Origin of the sequence: Erwinia persicina, from assembly GCF_014838825.1 — a bacterium.
Taxonomy (GTDB): domain Bacteria; phylum Pseudomonadota; class Gammaproteobacteria; order Enterobacterales; family Enterobacteriaceae; genus Erwinia; species Erwinia persicina_A.
The window spans coordinates 21,252-36,535 of record NZ_JACYMO010000012.1 but is presented as its reverse complement, the minus strand read 5'-3'; the positions used below and the strand labels follow the sequence as shown (position 1 = coordinate 36,535).

Sequence of the window (15,284 nt, the reverse complement as noted above, 5' to 3'; positions counted from 1 at the left end):
ACTGAGTTGATCCTCTTTGTGATCACGCGTAATCCTGACTTCATTAATATATTAATGAAATGGCTGAGTTGAGGGTAATCATGAAAAAAACCATTTTTGGTGTGGCGTTGAACCATCAGTCGCAAACCGCGGCCTGGGCAAAAAAATTCCATCAGCCACCTTATAACACCCCGCCACAGACGCCGGTCTGGTTTATCAAGCCGCGTAACACCTGGCGACATCACGGTGACACCATTGGTTTACCGGTCGGGGAGACCGTCTTCAGCGGGGCGACGCTGGCCGTCATCATGGCAAAAACCGCGCGCAGGATCCCGGTGTCGGCGGCGGAAACGTATATCGAAGGCTACGCGCTGGCCAATGAGGTCAGCCTGGCAGAGGACGATTTTTACCGTCCGGCTATCAGGGCTAAGTGTCGCGATGGTTTCTGTCCAGTAGGCGAGGTGGTGCCGCTGCGTGATGTCAGCGCGCTGCATATCATCACCGAAATCAACGGTGAAGTGAGGGACGTATGGGACACCGGCGGTCTGCACCGTCATGCGGCTGAACTGATTGCGGCACTGAGTGAGTTTGTCACCCTGCAGCCCGGCGACATGATCCTGTTGGGAACGCCGCAGCAGCGAGTGGCGCTGCAGGAAGGTGACAGTGTCACGATAAAGGCCGCCGGTTTCCCCTCGCTGACCAATCGCTTCAGCCAGCAGGCACCGCACATCGCACAGCCCGGGGCGACACCCACGCTGTTTGCGCTGGGATTAAATTATGCCGACCACGCCAGCGAGCTGAACTTTACCCCGCCGAAGGCCCCGCTGGTGTTTATTAAGGCAGCGAACAGTCTGACCGGAGACGGCTGCGTATCGGTCCGGCCTGACCGGGTCGATTACATGCACTATGAGGCCGAGCTGGTGGTGGTGATCGGCAAAACAGCCCGCCGCGTCAGTCGCGATCGGGCCATGGAGTACGTCGGCGGATACACCCTGTGTAATGACTACGCGGTGCGCGACTATCTGGAAAACTACTACCGTCCTAACCTGCGGGTAAAAAGTCGCGACACGCTGACGCCGCTGCGCGCGGCCATCGTTGATCCCGCCGCGTTGCCTGACCCCCATAACCTGCAGGTGAAAACCTTCGTCAACGGTGAGCTGCGTCAGAGCGGCAGCACGCGTGACATGGTGTTTGATATTCCGTTTCTTATTGCCTGGCTGAGTGAATTTATCACCTTACAGCCGGGGGACATGATCGCTACCGGCACCCCTAAAGGACTGTCTGACGTGCGCCCCGGCGATGAGGTGGTAGTGGACGTGGAGGGCGTCGGCCGGCTAACCAACCGGATCGTCAGTGAACAACAGTATGAGGAAGGTGCACGATGAAAAAGATCAATCACTGGATCAACGGCAAAAACATCAGCAGCAGTGACTATTTTACCACCATCAACCCGGCCACCGGCGAGGTGCTGGCGGAGGTCGCCTCGGGCGGTGAGCGGGAGGTGGCTCTGGCAGTAGACGCGGCGCGCACTGCCTTTCCGAAATGGGCTAACACCCCGATGAAAGAGCGTGCGCGGCTGATGCGCCGTCTCGGGGAGCTGATCGATCGCGACGTACCGCATATTGCCGCACTGGAAACGGCCGATACTGGTCTGCCTATCCACCAGACAAAAAATGTGCTGATCCCCCGGGCCTCCCACAACTTTGAATTTTTCGCTGAGATCTGCCAGCAGATGAACGGCCGGACCTACCCGGTCGATGACCGGATGCTTAACTACACGCTGGTACAGCCGGTCGGCGTCTGTGCGCTGGTGTCACCCTGGAACGTGCCGTTTATGACCGCCACCTGGAAGGTGGCACCCTGCCTGGCTCTGGGCAACACCGCTGTCCTGAAAATGTCTGAGCTTTCGCCGCTGACGGCCGACCGGCTGGGCGCGCTGGCCCGTGAGGCCGGCATTCCCGCAGGGGTGTTAAACGTGGTGCAGGGCTACGGAGCCACGGCAGGTGACGCGCTGGTGCGGCATCACGACGTACGTGCCGTGTCGTTCACCGGGGGCACCACCACCGGGCGTAACATCATGAAAAATGCCGGTCTGAAAAAATACTCAATGGAACTTGGTGGCAAATCCCCGGTGCTGATCTTTGACGATGCCGATATCGACCGGGCCCTGGATGCGGCGCTCTTCACCATCTTTTCGATCAATGGCGAACGCTGCACCGCCGGGTCCCGCATTTTTATTCAGCAGAGTATTTACCCCGAGTTTGTGCGGCGCTTTGCCGAACGGGCCAACCGGCTGCGCGTTGGCGATCCGACCGACCCGGCGACACAGGTCGGTTCGCTGATCAGCCGTCAGCACTGGGACAAAGTGTCGGGGTATATCCGCCTGGGGATGGAAGAGGGGGCGAGGCTGCTGGCCGGGGGGCCGGAAAAACCGGAAGGGCTGGATCGCGGGCATTTCCTGCGGCCGACGGTGCTGGCCGACGTGGACAACCGCATGCGCGTGGCGCAGGAGGAGATCTTCGGCCCTGTCGCCTGTCTGCTGCCGTTTAAAGATGAAGCGGAGGGACTGCGGCTGGCCAATGACGTGGAGTACGGCCTCGCCTCCTACCTCTGGACGCAGGATGTCAGCAAGGTGATGCGGCTGGCACGGCGCATTGAGGCGGGGATGGTGTTTGTGAATACCCAGAATGTTCGCGATTTGCGTCAGCCTTTCGGCGGTGTGAAAGCCTCAGGCACCGGCCGTGAAGGGGGGGAATACAGTTTTGAAGTCTTCGCTGAAATGAAAAACGTCTGTATCTCTTTTGGCGATCATCCGATTCCACAATGGGGTCTGTAAGGAGGGAGCATGGGAACGTTAGCGCTGGCGGCCAAAATCACACACGTGCCGTCAATGTATCTGTCTGAAATGCCGGGAAAACATCACGGCTGCCGCCAGGCGGCGATAGAGGGACATCATGAAATCAGCCGCCGCTGCCGGGCGTTGGGCGTGGATACGCTGGTGGTCTTTGATACCCACTGGCTGGTGAACAGCGCCTATCACATCAACTGCAATGCCCACTTCAGCGGCATCTACACCAGCCACGAGCTACCGCATTTTATCCGTGATATGGCCTATGACTATGAAGGTAACCCGGCGCTGGGTTATCTGATCGCCGAGGAGGCAAGGGCAGAAGGCGTCCGTGCGCAGGCGCATGCCATCGAAAGCCTGACGCTGGAGTACGGCACGCTGGTGCCGATGCGTTATATGAACAGCGACCGCCGCTTCAGGGTGGTGTCGATTTCTGCTTTCTGTACCGTCCACGACTTTGCCGACAGCCGCCGTCTGGGCGAGGCGGTGCGGCGGGCGGTCGGCAAATACCCCGGTACCGTAGCGGTGCTCGCCAGCGGCTCCCTCTCGCACCGCTTTATTGACGACCGGCGGGCAGAAGAAGGGATGAATGCCTGGACCCGGGAGTTTGACGAGCAGATGGACCGGCGGGTGATGAAACTCTGGCGGGAAGGACGCTTTGCCGAGTTCTGCCGCATGCTGCCGGAGTACGCAGATTACTGTTACGGCGAGGGCAATATGCACGACACCGTGATGCTGATGGGCCTGCTGGGCTGGGATCGCTATCACCAGAAAGTGGAGGTGATCACCGACCTGTTCCCCAGCTCGGGTACCGGGCAGGTCAACGCGATCTTTCCCCTGACGGCGTAAATAAGGAGGTCCGCGATGCCGCACTTTATTGTCGAATGCAGTGAAAATATCCGCGAACAGGCGCAGTTTCCGGTGCTTTTTTCCCGGGTCAATGCCTACCTTGCCGACAGCGGGCTTTTCCCCCTGGCGGGCATCCGCAGCCGCGTTCACTGGGTGGACACCTGGCAGATGGCTGACGGTAAGCGGGATTACGCCTTTGTGCATATGACGCTGAAAATAGGCCACGGGCGCAGCGAGGAACAGCTCCGGCCGGTGATGTCAGGGCTGTTTGCGCTGATAAAAAGCCACTTTGCGGCGTTAATGGCCCGGCGCTATCTGGCGCTGTCGCTGGTGCTGGAAGAGCTGCATGCGCAGTTCAATTTTAAACAAAACAATGTTCATGCCCTGTTTCAGGCGTGAAGGAAGGGATCCTATGTTAGACGATCTTACGCTGGACCGGCTGGCGGCCGAACTGAATCAGGCAGAAAAAAACCGGGAACAGGTCCGCCAGCTCTCACTGCGGCATCCGGAGATCACCCTGGACGATGCGTATGCCATACAGCGACGCGGCATTGACCAAAAAATCGCGGCAGGGCGCGTGCTGAAAGGACACAAAATTGGCCTGACCTCTAAGGCGATGCAGGTGACTTCTCAGATCAACGAACCTGACTACGGCGCCCTGCTGGACGACATGTTTTTTGTTGAAGGCGGTGATATTCCGGTAGCGCGCTTCATTGTGCCCCGGGTGGAGGTAGAGCTGGCCTTTGTGCTGGGCACCTCGCTGCGCGGTCCGCAGTGCACGCTCTTTGATGTGCTGAACGCCACGGACTACGTGATCCCGGCGCTGGAGATCATCGATGCCCGCTGCCACGGCATTGACCCTAAGACCCAGCGGCCGCGCAAAGTCTTCGACACCATTGCCGATAACGCCGCCAGCGCCGGGGTGGTAATGGGGGGACGGCCGGTCAGGCCCGATGCGCTCGACCTGCGCCGCATCAGCGCCCTGATGTATCGCAACGGGGTGATCGAAGAGTCCGGCGTGGCAGCGGCGGTGCTGAATCATCCGGCCAACGGCGTGGCCTGGCTGGCGAATAAGCTCGCGCGACATGACGTTCAGCTTGAGGGCGGGCAGGTGATCCTGAGCGGCTCCTTTACCCGGCCGGTAGCGGCGCGTAAGGGGGACACGTTCCACGTTGACTACGGCACAATGGGTGCCATTGGCTGCCGTTTTATCTGAGGAAAGTGTATGTTTATCAATGAATTTAAGCAGGCATTACAGCATAAAGATCCGCAGATTGGCCTGTGGCTGGGGCTGGCCGATCCTTACAGCGCCGAGCTGCTGGCCGGGGCCGGGTTTGACTGGCTGCTGATTGACGGTGAGCACGCCCCTAATGACGTACGTTCGGTACTGGGGCAGCTGCAGGCAATCGCCCCTTACCGCTGCCATCCGGTGGTACGCCCGGCGTGGAATGACCCGGTGCTAATCAAACAGCTGCTTGATATCGGGGCGCAGACGCTGCTGATCCCGATGGTGCAGAATGGTGATGAAGCCCGCGCGGCGGTCAGGGCCTGTCACTATCCACCGCAGGGCATTCGCGGCGTGGGCAGTGCACTGGCACGCGCCTCCCGCTGGAACCGCATCGCAGACTATCTGCAACGGGCCGGGGAGCAGCTCTGTATTCTGGTGCAGATCGAAACCCGCCAGGCCGTGGAGAATCTGGCGGAGATCCTCGCTGTCGACGGGGTTGACGGAGTATTTATAGGCCCGGCAGATCTGAGTGCCGATATGGGGTTTCCCGGCCGTCCTGGCCATCCCGAAGTCCAGGCCATCATTGAGCTGGCTATCGCCAGTATCCGCACCGCCGGAAAGGCCCCGGGGATCCTGACCGCCGATGAAACGCTGGCGCAGCGCTACCTGGATCTGGGGGCGCTGTTTGTTGCCCCGGGTGTTGATACGACCCTGCTGGCGAGATCGGCCGAGGCGCTGGCGGCACGCTTTACCACCCGACCGACGCCGGTCATTGACGTGTCGTCACGATGACGGTCCGGGGAGAGAGCGATGCCACCATCTTCCATAAGGACGGCCGGTAACCCTGAACAGGATGGACGGGAGAGGGCAATGGAAAATATTAATATCAGCCAGGCGTTCGGTGAGGCACACAGCGGCAGCGATGACGTGCACTATGCCGTCTTTTCCCGTATGGCGGCATTTTTTGGCCGCGATATGCGTCCGCACTGGCATGACCGCTATTTTCAGCTTCACTGTCTGACTACCGGTAAAATTGAGCTGCAGCTGGACGACCACCACTATTCCGTCCGCGCTCCGCTGTTCGTTCTGACACCGCCCTCAGTCCCCCATGCGTTTATGACGGAAGAGGACAGTGACGGTCATGTATTAACCGTCAGGCAGGAGCTGATCTGGCCGCTGCTGCAGGCGCTGTGGCCTGGCAGTCGTGATGCGCTGGCCATTCCCGGATTCTGCCTGTCGCTGGCGGGCAGCGTGCAGACGCGTGGGGCGCTGGCGCACCTCTGGCCCCTGGTGGCACAGGAGTTTTCTCAGCAGGGCCCGGGGCGGGACACGCAGCTGCGTCTGCTGTCCCAGACGCTGTTTTTACTGCTGCTGCGCGAGGTTTCGCCGGAAGAGGGGGGAACCGGGCACGTCAGCGTGCGGGGAGAGATGACCATGTTTCAACGCTTTACGCGGATGGTGGATGAAAAATACCGTGAGCACCTGACGGTACCGGACTACGCACGGGAGCTGGGGATCAGCGAGTCGCGTCTGAATGAGTTGTGCCGCCGCCTGGCCAACCAGCCGCCGAAGCGTCTGGTGTTTGAACGGATGCTGCGCGAGGCAAAAAGGCTGCTGCTGTTTAGTGCGGGCAGCGTCCACCAGATTGCCTGGCAGCTGGGCTACAAAGATCCGGCCTATTTTGCCCGCTTTTTCCACCGACTGACCGGGTGTTCACCCAGTGAGTTCCGCCGTCGCTAAGGTGATGTGTCATCCGTGCGGTAGCGCTGCAGCGTCGGATCGAAACGATAATCTACTGAGATATCGGCTTTCTGACTGTAGCAGTTAAGCGTCACACGTTTCCCCTGATTAAGGGACTCAATATTCTGATAGATGGCCGTCATATAAAAACCGAAGTCACACTGGTGTTGCTGCGGGTCGAGGATCTGATCGACCCGCCCGGTTTTTTTATTCAGCACACTGACGCGGTTGATGACGATACCGTCGGGATCAGTCTGATAGTGGCCGATGAAGCTGTGGCTGGCGGTCTGCCCCCAGAAGGGGATATCGATCCCGTCCCCGGTAATGCTGCCTGCTGCGGTGTTGTCCAGCGATGCAGTGTGCTGCAGTGTCACCGGATAGCGCCGGGTGCCCTGTTGCCATTCACCCTGCAGGCGATCGCCTTCGCGCGTGAGGCGGAAAGGACAGTCGCGGGTGTCCACCGCCTCCGCTGTTCCCTGATTCATTACCCTGTCAAATTCCGCAGGGCTGTGGATTTCGCACAGTTCGAACGTGGTGGCGGTTTGCCTGCCATAGAGCGGGATCGGTGCGCGATGCTTATCGTAGTAGTAGCTGCCCTTGATATTCAGCCCGCTGCCATAGCTGTCGTACTGCTGCACAGACAGGTGTATCGGCCAGGCACCGAGCGTCCCGGTATAGTTATCCACCACGTACCATCCTGCGTGTGCGCCGGCGGTGGTAAAGAAGGCACTGAGTGCCAGAAGCGTTTTTACTTTCATCATTTCTGTGGATCTCCGGAGAGGGCAGCGAGGCCAGCGGATTCCGTCCGGCGGCTTTTTCATGCTGCCTGTTGACGCCAGCGGGCAGGCTACTGAAAAGTGCCTGAGATAGCCAGAAACGTCTCTTCCTGCGTCCGGTTTCCCACGCTTAAATAATAACAAAATTATAACAACCTGCGCACGGGTCGCGCATTCCTCTACTCTGAATCCGAGAAAATACGATGAAACCTGAAGATCACCGAGCCTCGCCCACGCGTCCGTTTACCGGCAGTGAATATCTGCAAAGCCTGTGCGACGGGCGTGAAATCTATATCTATGGCCAGCGGGTGGAGGATGTCACGCGCCATCCGGCCTTCCGCAATGCGGCCGGAAGCGTTTCCGCGCTGTACGATGCCCTGCACGATCCGCAGCAGCACAACCTTCTGTGCCGTGACACCGATACCGGCAGCGGTGGCTATACGCACCGCTTTTTCCGCTATGCCCGCTCGGCGCAGGAGATCCGCCAGCAGCGCGATGCGATAGCTGGCTGGTCACGACTCAGCTACGGCTGGATGGGCCGTACGCCGGATTATAAGGCCGCCTTTGCCAGCTCGCTGGGAGCCAACCCCGATTTTTACGGGCCTTACGCAGACAATGCGCGCCGCTGGTACACCCGTATTCAGGAGGCGGGGCTCTATTTCAACCATGCCATCGTCAACCCGCCGGTTGACCGCCACAAGCCCGTCGATGAAGTGAAAGATGTCTACATCCGGGTAGATAAGGAGACGGACGCCGGGATTATCGTCAGCGGGGCGAAAGTCGTGGCCACCAACTCGGCGCTGACGCACTTCAATTTTATCGGGTTTGGCTCCGCGCAGGTGATGGGCAACGACCCGGACTTTGCGCTGATGTTTATCGCCCCGATGGATGCGCGCGGGGTGAAGCTGATTTCCCGTGCCTCCTATGAGCTGACGGCGGGTGCCGTGGGGTCCGCATTTGACTATCCGCTCTCCAGCCGCTTTGATGAAAATGACGCGATACTGGTGATGGATAAGGTGCTGATCCCCTGGGAAAACGTGCTGATCTATCGCGATTTTGAGCGCTGCCGCCGCTGGTATGCGGAGGGCGGATTCGTCCGGCTCTATCCTATGCAGGCCTGCGTCAGGCTGGCGGTGAAGCTGGATTTTATTACCGCCCTGCTGCATAAAAGCCTGGAGTGTACCGGTACCCTTGAGTTTCGGGGCGTACAGGCGGCGCTGGGGGAAGTGGTGGCCTGGCGTAACCTGTTCTGGTCGCTGAGTGATGCGATGGCATCGGAGGCCAGCCCCTGGGTCAACGGAGCGTATCTGCCCGATGCCCGGGCAATGAACACCTACCGCGTGATGGCCCCAATAGCCTGGACAAAGATTAAGAATATTATCGAATGCAACGTGGCCAGCGGGCTGATTTATCTGCCTTCCAGCGTACGTGATCTGCAGAATCCGGAAATCGACCGCTACCTGGCGCGGTTCGTACGGGGTTCCAACGGAATGGACCACGAGCAGCGCATTAAAATTCTGAAGCTGATGTGGGATGCCACTGGCAGTGAGTTCGGGGGACGCCACGAGCTGTATGAGATCAACTATGCTGGCAGCCAGGACGAAGTGCGTATGCAGTGCCTGCGTGATGCGCACCACTCCGGGGTGATGGACGACATGATGGCGATGGTTGACCGCTGTCTGGCCGACTATGACCGCCACGGCTGGAAAAAATCGCACCTGCACAACAATGACGATATCAGTCAGCTGGATCGTCTGCTGAGCGGAGGGGACGGTCATGACTGATGACTGTGCACACCGTTTGCCATTTCGCGATGCCATGGCCCGTCTTCCTGCGGCGGTCTGTATCGTCACTACACAGGGGACGGCAGGGCGCGGTGGCCTCACTGCGACTGCCGTGTGCCCGGTCACCGATACGCCGCCGACCGTACTGGTCTGCATTAACCGCAGCAGTGCCATGAATCCGGTTTTTGAGCAGAACGGACGAATGTGTATCAATGTGCTCAACCACCGGCAGGAGGCGATGGCGCGCCATTTTGCCGGTATGACTGACCTGGCCATGGCGGATCGCTTTTTGCTGGACGGCTGGCGGCAGGGCGAATACGGTCAGCCGCTGCTGGGCGGGGCGCTGGCCAGCCTGGAGGGGGAGATCAGCCAGGTGCAGAGTCTGGGTACGCATCAGGTCTACCTGCTGGCGGTGCGGGCAATTTGGTGGGAAGAGGAGGGCGACGGGCTGATCTATTTTAAACGGCGTTTTCATTGTTTGCCTTGCCCCGTAAGCTGAGGTTTCAGGCCGTTTCTTTCAGCAGGCGTGCCATCGCCTGCAAATTATTTGACTGTATCCCCTTGCGCCACACCAGCCAGATAGCAATCTGCCCCATGCCCCCACTCAGCGGCCAGGCGTGAACGTTGTCGCGTCCCGGCATATTGTCCAGCATGCTACGCGGGATCAGCGCTAACCCGGCACCAGCGCTGACGCAGGCGAGGATGCCGTGATACGACTCCATCTCAAAAATTTTGCCCGGGGCCGCATTCTCGCGTGAGAACCAGTCTTCAAACAGCCGGCGATAGGAGCAGTTAGCGCGAAACGCATAGACGGTCGAGCCGGAGATGCTGGTGGCGTCAGGAACGGGCGGGTGATTCAGCGCTGAGATCAGCACCATTTCTTCGTTAACGACCGGCATACCTTCCAGCTGTGGATGCTTCGGCGGGCCGTCGGTAAACGCAGCGCTGTACTGACCGGCGAGGACACCGTCGATCATATCCCCGGACGGACCGGTGCTCAGGTCGAGCTCAACCTGCGGCCAGCTCTGGTGGTAGCGCGCAATCAGCGGAGGCAGGCGCACAGCGGCAAAACTCTCTATTGCGCCCAAGGTGAAGATGCCCCCCGGCTGCTGTCCGGAAACGCTGTGTTTCGCTTCGGCAGCGAGTGCCAGAAGGCGCCGGGTATAATCGAGAAAGGTCCTGCCGCTGTCGGTGATGTGCAGGCGCAGCTTTTCGCGGCGAAACAGCGAGCAGCCCAGTTCCTCTTCCAGCTGTTTCAGCCGGGTGGAGATATTAGAGGGGACTCGATGCAATCTCTCGGCCGCCGCCGTCACGCTGCCCTCTTCCGCAATGGCGCGAAAGACTTCCAGCTGGGTCAGATCCATATCATTCTCTTATTGAGTAAATTATTTTCTTTATTATTCATTTTTAAAGAATACACATCAAGACTAGGATGGAGCCATTGTGAATCACCTAAGGGAGCCATCATGACGCATATTTCTTCAGCGGTAGCCATTTCACGCAACCCCACCACAGGTGAGGTCGTTGCCCGATATCCTTTCGCCAGCGGAGCAGAGGTGGATGAGGCGCTGGCCTTAACCCATACGGCCTTTCGTACATGGCGGCACAGCGCCATCACTGATCGTGTCAGGTTGCTGCAAAACATCGCCGGTGGCCTGCGTCAGCAGGCGCAGCCCCTGGCGGAGATGATGACCCGTGAGATGGGTAAACCCGTGGATCAGGGGCTGGCAGAAGTCGAGAAAAGCGCCAGACTGTGCGAATGGTACGGCGAGCACGGCCCGGCTTTCCTCGAGCGTGAACCGACGCAGGTAGAGGGCGATAAGGCCTTTGTCGATTATCTGCCGCTGGGGCCGGTACTGTCGGTGATGCCATGGAATTTTCCAGTGTGGCAGGTGCTGCGCGGTGCTGTTCCCATCATGCTGGCGGGGAACAGCTATCTGTTGAAGCCTGCGCCGAACGTGATGGGCTGTGCGCTGTTGTTGCAGGAGATCCTGACGGCAGCGGGCGTGCCTGAGGGGCTGTTTATGGTGGTCAATGCCGATAACGACGGCGTGGCGCAGGCGATTAATGATAAACGTATTGCAGCCGTCACCGTCACCGGCAGCGTACGTGCCGGTGGAGCCATTGCTGCCCTGGCCGGTGCCGCCATTAAGAAATGCGTGCTGGAACTGGGTGGTTCTGATGCCTTTATCGTGCTGGCCGATGCGGATATTGATGCTGCGGTGAAGGGGGCGATCGCCGGACGGTTTATGAATAACGGCCAGCTTTGCATCTCTGCCAAACGTATCATTGTGGAAGCCGCCGTTTTTGAACAGTTCAGCGAGAAGTTTGTCAGCGCGGTGAAGGCGATGAAGATCGGCGACCCGCGCGAGCCGGGCACCTGGATTGGCCCGATGGCCCGCTACGATCTGCGTGACGAACTGGACGCGCAGGTGCAGGCCACCCTGAAAGAGGGGGCCACGCTGCTGGTGGGCGGTCATGCCCTGCCGGGTGAGGGTAACTACTATGCGCCCACGGTGCTGAGTGACGTTAAACCCGGTATGACCAGCTTCGACCAGGAGCTGTTTGGCCCGGTGGCCTCGCTGATTGTGGCTGATGATGCCGCTCACGCGGTGGCAATGGCCAATGAATCCGAGTTTGGCCTCGGCGGCAGCCTGTGGAGCCGGGATCTGGCCCGGGCGCAGACGCTGGCTTCACAGATTGAAACTGGCGGTGTGTTTATCAACTCACCGAGCTTCTCCGATCCGCGCGTACCGATCGGCGGCGTGAAAAAAAGCGGCTTTGGCCGCGAACTGTCACACTTCGGCCTGCGTGAGTTTACCAATGCGCAGACGGTATGGGTGGCGTCCTGACCCTCAGGCCTGGGGATAATGTGAACGCAGCCAGCGCTCCACGCCCTCAGGAATGAGCGGCCGGGAGTAATAAAAACCCTGGATTTCATCGCAGCCCAGACGCTGCAGTGAGGCCAGGGTTTTTTGATCTTCCACGCCTTCAGCCAGCACCACGTAGTGCAGCTCTTTCAGCATGGTAATGATATGGCGGGCGATCACTTCGCTGGCCGGGTCGTGGGACAGCGGCTGGATCAGCGAACGGTCCAGCTTGATCACATCCACCGGAATGCGGCACAGGGTATTAATATTGCTGTACCCGGAGCCAAAATCATCCAGCGCAATGCGGAATCCGCGCTGCTTCAGCTTATTCAGTCCCCGCCTGGCATCGGCATTTTCCAGCACCTGCTCGTTCTCCAGACACTCTATGCACAAATCGCCCGGTTTTAATCCGGCATTGAGCATTCTGGCTTCCAGCTTATCGGCAAAGTCCACACGCGAAAAATCACTGATGCACATATTGACCGAGACCGGTAGATCCAGCCCCTTGCTGCGCCACAGGCGAAGCTGAGCGATGGTATGGTCAATCACCCATTCCGTCAGTTCCTCCATCAGGCTGGTTTGTGCCGCCAGCGGGATAAATTCATCGGGGGGAATGTTACCGTACACGGGATGATCCCAGCGCAGCAGTGTTTCCAGCCCGACCGGCTTGCCCAGGCGCAGAGACATCTGTGGCTGATAAACCAGATACAGGCCCGGTGCGCCGCGAACCGCCGCGGCCAGGTCGTGCAGCAGCCGGAAATGCTGACTTCTGCGGCCATCACTGTCGGCATTATAAGCCATATAACTCTGTTTCAGGCTGATGGCTTCGTGCAGTGCGCTGACCGCACGGCGCAGTACCTCAGGTACCTCCGACCCGGTGGGTACAAAGTTCACCTCACCAACATGCGGTTTCGCATCAATGGTAATGTTGTCGAACAGATGGGCGCGTATCTCTCCCAGTTGCTGACTCATTTCGCGCCCGCCCGCACGTTGCTGGCTGTTGCTCAGGAGGGCAAAGCGACCGACCGCAACGGTATACAGAACGTCATCACTCTCCAGCCCGAGGCGGGTGCGCAGAATAGCGGTCAGCTCCCTCAGCAGGGTTTCCACGGCGTTCATACCGACCGATCGGGCAATCTCATAGGCACGCGGCATATCAATGCAGTCGATCAGCGTCAGATGATGAGGTTCGTTGTTGCCGGCCTGCCGCAGCAGTTCAATATCTTTCAGCAGGCGCTGACGGTTTGGCAGACGGGTCACCACATCCTGATAGCCGGCAATATACCAGGCATCCAGATAACCAATGACCAGGCTGGCCAGCAGCTCCAGCAGGCGGATCTGCTCTGCAGAAAACGCCTGCGGCTTAATATCGGTGACGCACAGGGTGCCGATGGTGATGCCGTCGCGGTTGCGCAGCGGGGCACCCACGTAAAAGCGGATAAAGGGTTCACCCAGGGTCAGCGGATGCTGGCTGAACCGGCTATCAAGATGGGTGTCGTGGCACACCAGTACTTTGCCCAGCTCCAGCGTATGACGGCAAAAAGCATGCTGCAGCGACGTTTGTTTCAGGTCAAAATTACAGGAAGCTTTAATAAACTGGTTTTCATCATCAAGAACCGAGACAAAGCTGCCGGGAATGCCCAGCAGTTCGCTGGCCAGCAGGGTAAATTTTTGAAGAATGTCATCGCGATCCGCATCATCGGCCTTGAGCATCTCAAGCGCCGCCAGGCGTTTTGCTTCGTCGCTACAAAAAGTCCCGCTCATATTCAGTTTCACATTCCAGATTCAACGGCCGTAAAGCGGGGCCAGGCTAGGATCGGTATCGGCCGCGCACCGCCAAACTTTATTGATGACAGCAGGAAATGATTGCATCAACAGAGCACGGCCCGGGTTTAAACATCAGATTACCCCCGCTGTGCCGCATTCTAGTCTTATGTTAAATCGAGTGCTGCCCAAACGATCGGCAGGAAGGCTTTATCGGTAACCAGTGCGGCGGGCGGGTATTCCTGTTCCTGCAGACTGACGACTTCTGGCGCGACTACAACGCTATGAAGGCTCCTGGCATCCATTTCTGCCAGGAGCCGCGAGAGGAGAAGTACGGGATGGTCGTTGTGTTTGAGGACATCTACGGTAACCGCTGGGTCTCTATCAGAACGCGAAGCCCTGACAGCTCTACGGCTGCGCACATCCGGTGCGTGGCCGGGATGTTATGGTAAATATCCCTTGCCGGTAGGCATCTTTATCGGTTCTCGATAATAAGATCGGCGGATTTTTGATAATCAGGGCGAGTCAAAATTACCAACATGTTGATTTCTGTGACTGAACCAGTGAACCATGAAGAAAGAACCTATGAGGTTATTTAACATAATTAACGTTGTGCGCACCGATGAGGGTGCGCTCATATTATATATATGGTATGAAGTGCAGTAATGATATTAAACCCCTTCCAGATGGCTATTTATTGCGGTTTAACCAAAGCTTAGGTTGCAAAGCCGCATGATACAGAGCTGAGATGGCCATAATTGCACGTAGTAACACCGGGAACTAATGGATTTTATTAAAAGGATAGCATCAGATGACGATGAGTGAAGAAAAGCGGAAAATGATCGCTGGCGACCTTTATGATGCCGGAGATGCGTTATTGCGTAGCGAACGGAAACAAGCAAGAAATCTGCTACACCTTTACAATCATTCATCGCCAGATGAGACAGATCTGCGTCAGAAATTATTAACTGAGCTGTTAGGCGGCCTTAGTAAGGCCTACGTGGAGCCAACTTTCCGCTGCGATTATGGATATAATATTCATCTGGGCAAGAATTTCTATGCCAATTTTGACTGTGTGATCCTGGATGTTTGTGAAGTGCGTATTGGGGATAACTGCATGTTTGCGCCCGGCGTACATATCTATACAGCCACTCATCCTCTCGACGCCGGGGCACGCATCGGTGGCGCAGAGTACGGTAAGCCGGTTACGATTGGTCATAATGTATGGATCGGCGGCCGTGCAATCATTAACCCGGGAGTGACGCTGGGCGATAATGTTGTTGTTGCATCAGGCGCAGTGGTAACGAAAAACGTGCCGCCAAACTGTGTTGTTGCAGGGAATCCAGCCAGAGTGATTAAAGAACTGTAGATATCTGATGGCACTGAGAACTGTCATAAGAGGCATCGAGAGGATCCACCGGGTCATAGACGGTATCACAGGGTAGC

The 15,284-nt window shown here is 58.1% G+C and carries 14 protein-coding genes and 1 pseudogene; 12 read left to right on the top strand and 3 right to left on the bottom strand.

Translation table 11 applies throughout. The features are described 5' to 3' along the window. Nucleotides 1-80 precede the first annotated feature (80 nt). The 7 genes from IFU29_RS19805 to hpaA all read left to right on the top strand — a co-directional run bounded on the left by IFU29_RS19805 (nt 81) and on the right by hpaA (nt 6,644). Nucleotides 81-1,364, top strand: coding sequence for a fumarylacetoacetate hydrolase family protein (locus IFU29_RS19805; protein WP_191935421.1), 1,284 nt, complete (start codon nt 81-83; stop codon nt 1,362-1,364). Further along, a complete protein-coding gene (hpaE, locus tag IFU29_RS19800; RefSeq protein ID WP_191935420.1) occupies nt 1,361-2,815 on the top strand; it encodes a 5-carboxymethyl-2-hydroxymuconate semialdehyde dehydrogenase in 1,455 nt (484 codons plus the stop codon). The genes IFU29_RS19805 and hpaE overlap by 4 nt, the downstream gene beginning before the upstream one ends. Before the next feature lie 9 nt (nt 2,816-2,824). Next, complete coding sequence (gene hpaD / locus IFU29_RS19795) at nt 2,825-3,676, top strand: 3,4-dihydroxyphenylacetate 2,3-dioxygenase (protein WP_191935419.1); 852 nt, start codon at nt 2,825-2,827, stop codon at nt 3,674-3,676. 15 nt (nt 3,677-3,691) lie between these two features. Then, nucleotides 3,692-4,075: a 5-carboxymethyl-2-hydroxymuconate Delta-isomerase gene (locus IFU29_RS19790; RefSeq protein ID WP_191935418.1), complete on the top strand. Its 384-nt coding sequence runs from the start codon at nt 3,692-3,694 to the stop codon at nt 4,073-4,075. A gap of 13 nt (nt 4,076-4,088) precedes the next feature. After that, nucleotides 4,089-4,892, top strand: coding sequence for a 2-oxo-hept-4-ene-1,7-dioate hydratase (gene hpaH / locus IFU29_RS19785; RefSeq protein ID WP_191935417.1), 804 nt, complete (start codon nt 4,089-4,091; stop codon nt 4,890-4,892). A 9-nt stretch (nt 4,893-4,901) separates the two neighbouring features. Further along, complete coding sequence (gene hpaI, locus IFU29_RS19780; protein WP_191935416.1) at nt 4,902-5,696, top strand: 4-hydroxy-2-oxoheptanedioate aldolase; 795 nt, start codon at nt 4,902-4,904, stop codon at nt 5,694-5,696. 78 nt (nt 5,697-5,774) lie between these two features. After that, nucleotides 5,775-6,644 carry a 4-hydroxyphenylacetate catabolism regulatory protein HpaA gene (hpaA, locus tag IFU29_RS19775; RefSeq protein ID WP_191935415.1) on the top strand — a complete coding sequence of 290 codons (870 nt, stop codon included), beginning with the start codon at nt 5,775-5,777 and terminating at the stop codon, nt 6,642-6,644. On the opposite strand, the gene IFU29_RS19770 is transcribed toward hpaA, so the two are convergent. Beyond that, on the bottom strand, nt 6,641-7,405 hold the full coding sequence (locus IFU29_RS19770; protein WP_191935414.1) for a hypothetical protein: 765 nt from the start codon (nt 7,403-7,405) through the stop codon (nt 6,641-6,643). The genes hpaA and IFU29_RS19770 overlap by 4 nt on opposite strands. Before the next feature lie 218 nt (nt 7,406-7,623). Here IFU29_RS19770 and hpaB point away from each other — a divergent pair, with 218 nt between their 5' ends. Beyond that, on the top strand, nt 7,624-9,204 hold the full coding sequence (gene hpaB, locus IFU29_RS19765; RefSeq protein WP_191935413.1) for a 4-hydroxyphenylacetate 3-monooxygenase, oxygenase component: 1,581 nt from the start codon (nt 7,624-7,626) through the stop codon (nt 9,202-9,204). Beyond that, entirely contained in the window at nt 9,197-9,703 is a 507-nt protein-coding gene (gene hpaC / locus IFU29_RS19760) for a 4-hydroxyphenylacetate 3-monooxygenase, reductase component (RefSeq protein ID WP_191935412.1), read from the top strand. The genes hpaB and hpaC overlap by 8 nt, the downstream gene beginning before the upstream one ends. A 4-nt stretch (nt 9,704-9,707) precedes the next feature. Here hpaC and ptrR read toward each other — a convergent pair whose 3' ends face one another. Further along, nucleotides 9,708-10,568: a putrescine utilization regulator PtrR gene (gene ptrR, locus IFU29_RS19755; RefSeq protein WP_191935411.1), complete on the bottom strand. Its 861-nt coding sequence runs from the start codon at nt 10,566-10,568 to the stop codon at nt 9,708-9,710. A 102-nt stretch (nt 10,569-10,670) separates the two neighbouring features. On the opposite strand from ptrR, the gene IFU29_RS19750 reads away from it, so the two are divergent. Further along, complete coding sequence (locus tag IFU29_RS19750; RefSeq protein WP_191935410.1) at nt 10,671-12,056, top strand: NAD-dependent succinate-semialdehyde dehydrogenase; 1,386 nt, start codon at nt 10,671-10,673, stop codon at nt 12,054-12,056. A gap of 3 nt (nt 12,057-12,059) precedes the next feature. Here the strand turns inward: IFU29_RS19750 and IFU29_RS19745 are convergent, their stop codons facing one another. After that, nucleotides 12,060-13,838, bottom strand: a complete 1,779-nt coding sequence (locus tag IFU29_RS19745; RefSeq protein WP_191935409.1) for a sensor domain-containing diguanylate cyclase — start codon at nt 13,836-13,838, stop codon at nt 12,060-12,062. Between the two features lie 191 nt (nt 13,839-14,029). Here IFU29_RS19745 and IFU29_RS22535 point away from each other — a divergent pair. Both IFU29_RS22535 and maa read left to right on the top strand, forming a co-directional pair. Next, nucleotides 14,030-14,241 (top strand): annotated as a pseudogene (locus IFU29_RS22535) (VOC family protein); the annotation flags it as partial. Between the two features lie 414 nt (nt 14,242-14,655). Further along, the gene (maa, locus tag IFU29_RS19740) at nt 14,656-15,207 is read left to right on the top strand and encodes a maltose O-acetyltransferase (protein WP_191935503.1); all 552 of its coding nucleotides are present in this window, start codon (nt 14,656-14,658) and stop codon (nt 15,205-15,207) included. Nucleotides 15,208-15,284 lie beyond the last annotated feature (77 nt).

Excerpts from the sequence above, each read along its gene's own strand:
- hpaH (WP_191935417.1), top strand. The coding sequence starts at position 4,089 with ATGTTAGACGATCTTACGCTGGACCGGCTGGCGGCCGAACTGAATCAG.
- hpaA (WP_191935415.1), top strand. The coding sequence starts at position 5,775 with ATGGAAAATATTAATATCAGCCAGGCGTTCGGTGAGGCACACAGCGGC.
- IFU29_RS19770 (WP_191935414.1), bottom strand. The coding sequence starts at position 7,405 with ATGATGAAAGTAAAAACGCTTCTGGCACTCAGTGCCTTCTTTACCACC.
- IFU29_RS19805 (WP_191935421.1), top strand. The coding sequence starts at position 81 with ATGAAAAAAACCATTTTTGGTGTGGCGTTGAACCATCAGTCGCAAACC.
- hpaB (WP_191935413.1), top strand. The coding sequence starts at position 7,624 with ATGAAACCTGAAGATCACCGAGCCTCGCCCACGCGTCCGTTTACCGGC.
- IFU29_RS19790 (WP_191935418.1), top strand. The coding sequence starts at position 3,692 with ATGCCGCACTTTATTGTCGAATGCAGTGAAAATATCCGCGAACAGGCG.
- hpaI (WP_191935416.1), top strand. The coding sequence starts at position 4,902 with ATGTTTATCAATGAATTTAAGCAGGCATTACAGCATAAAGATCCGCAG.
- hpaC (WP_191935412.1), top strand. The coding sequence starts at position 9,197 with ATGACTGATGACTGTGCACACCGTTTGCCATTTCGCGATGCCATGGCC.
- maa (WP_191935503.1), top strand. The coding sequence starts at position 14,656 with ATGAGTGAAGAAAAGCGGAAAATGATCGCTGGCGACCTTTATGATGCC.
- hpaD (WP_191935419.1), top strand. The coding sequence starts at position 2,825 with ATGGGAACGTTAGCGCTGGCGGCCAAAATCACACACGTGCCGTCAATG.
- IFU29_RS19745 (WP_191935409.1), bottom strand. The coding sequence starts at position 13,838 with ATGAGCGGGACTTTTTGTAGCGACGAAGCAAAACGCCTGGCGGCGCTT.
- hpaE (WP_191935420.1), top strand. The coding sequence starts at position 1,361 with ATGAAAAAGATCAATCACTGGATCAACGGCAAAAACATCAGCAGCAGT.
- IFU29_RS19750 (WP_191935410.1), top strand. The coding sequence starts at position 10,671 with ATGACGCATATTTCTTCAGCGGTAGCCATTTCACGCAACCCCACCACA.
- ptrR (WP_191935411.1), bottom strand. The coding sequence starts at position 10,568 with ATGGATCTGACCCAGCTGGAAGTCTTTCGCGCCATTGCGGAAGAGGGC.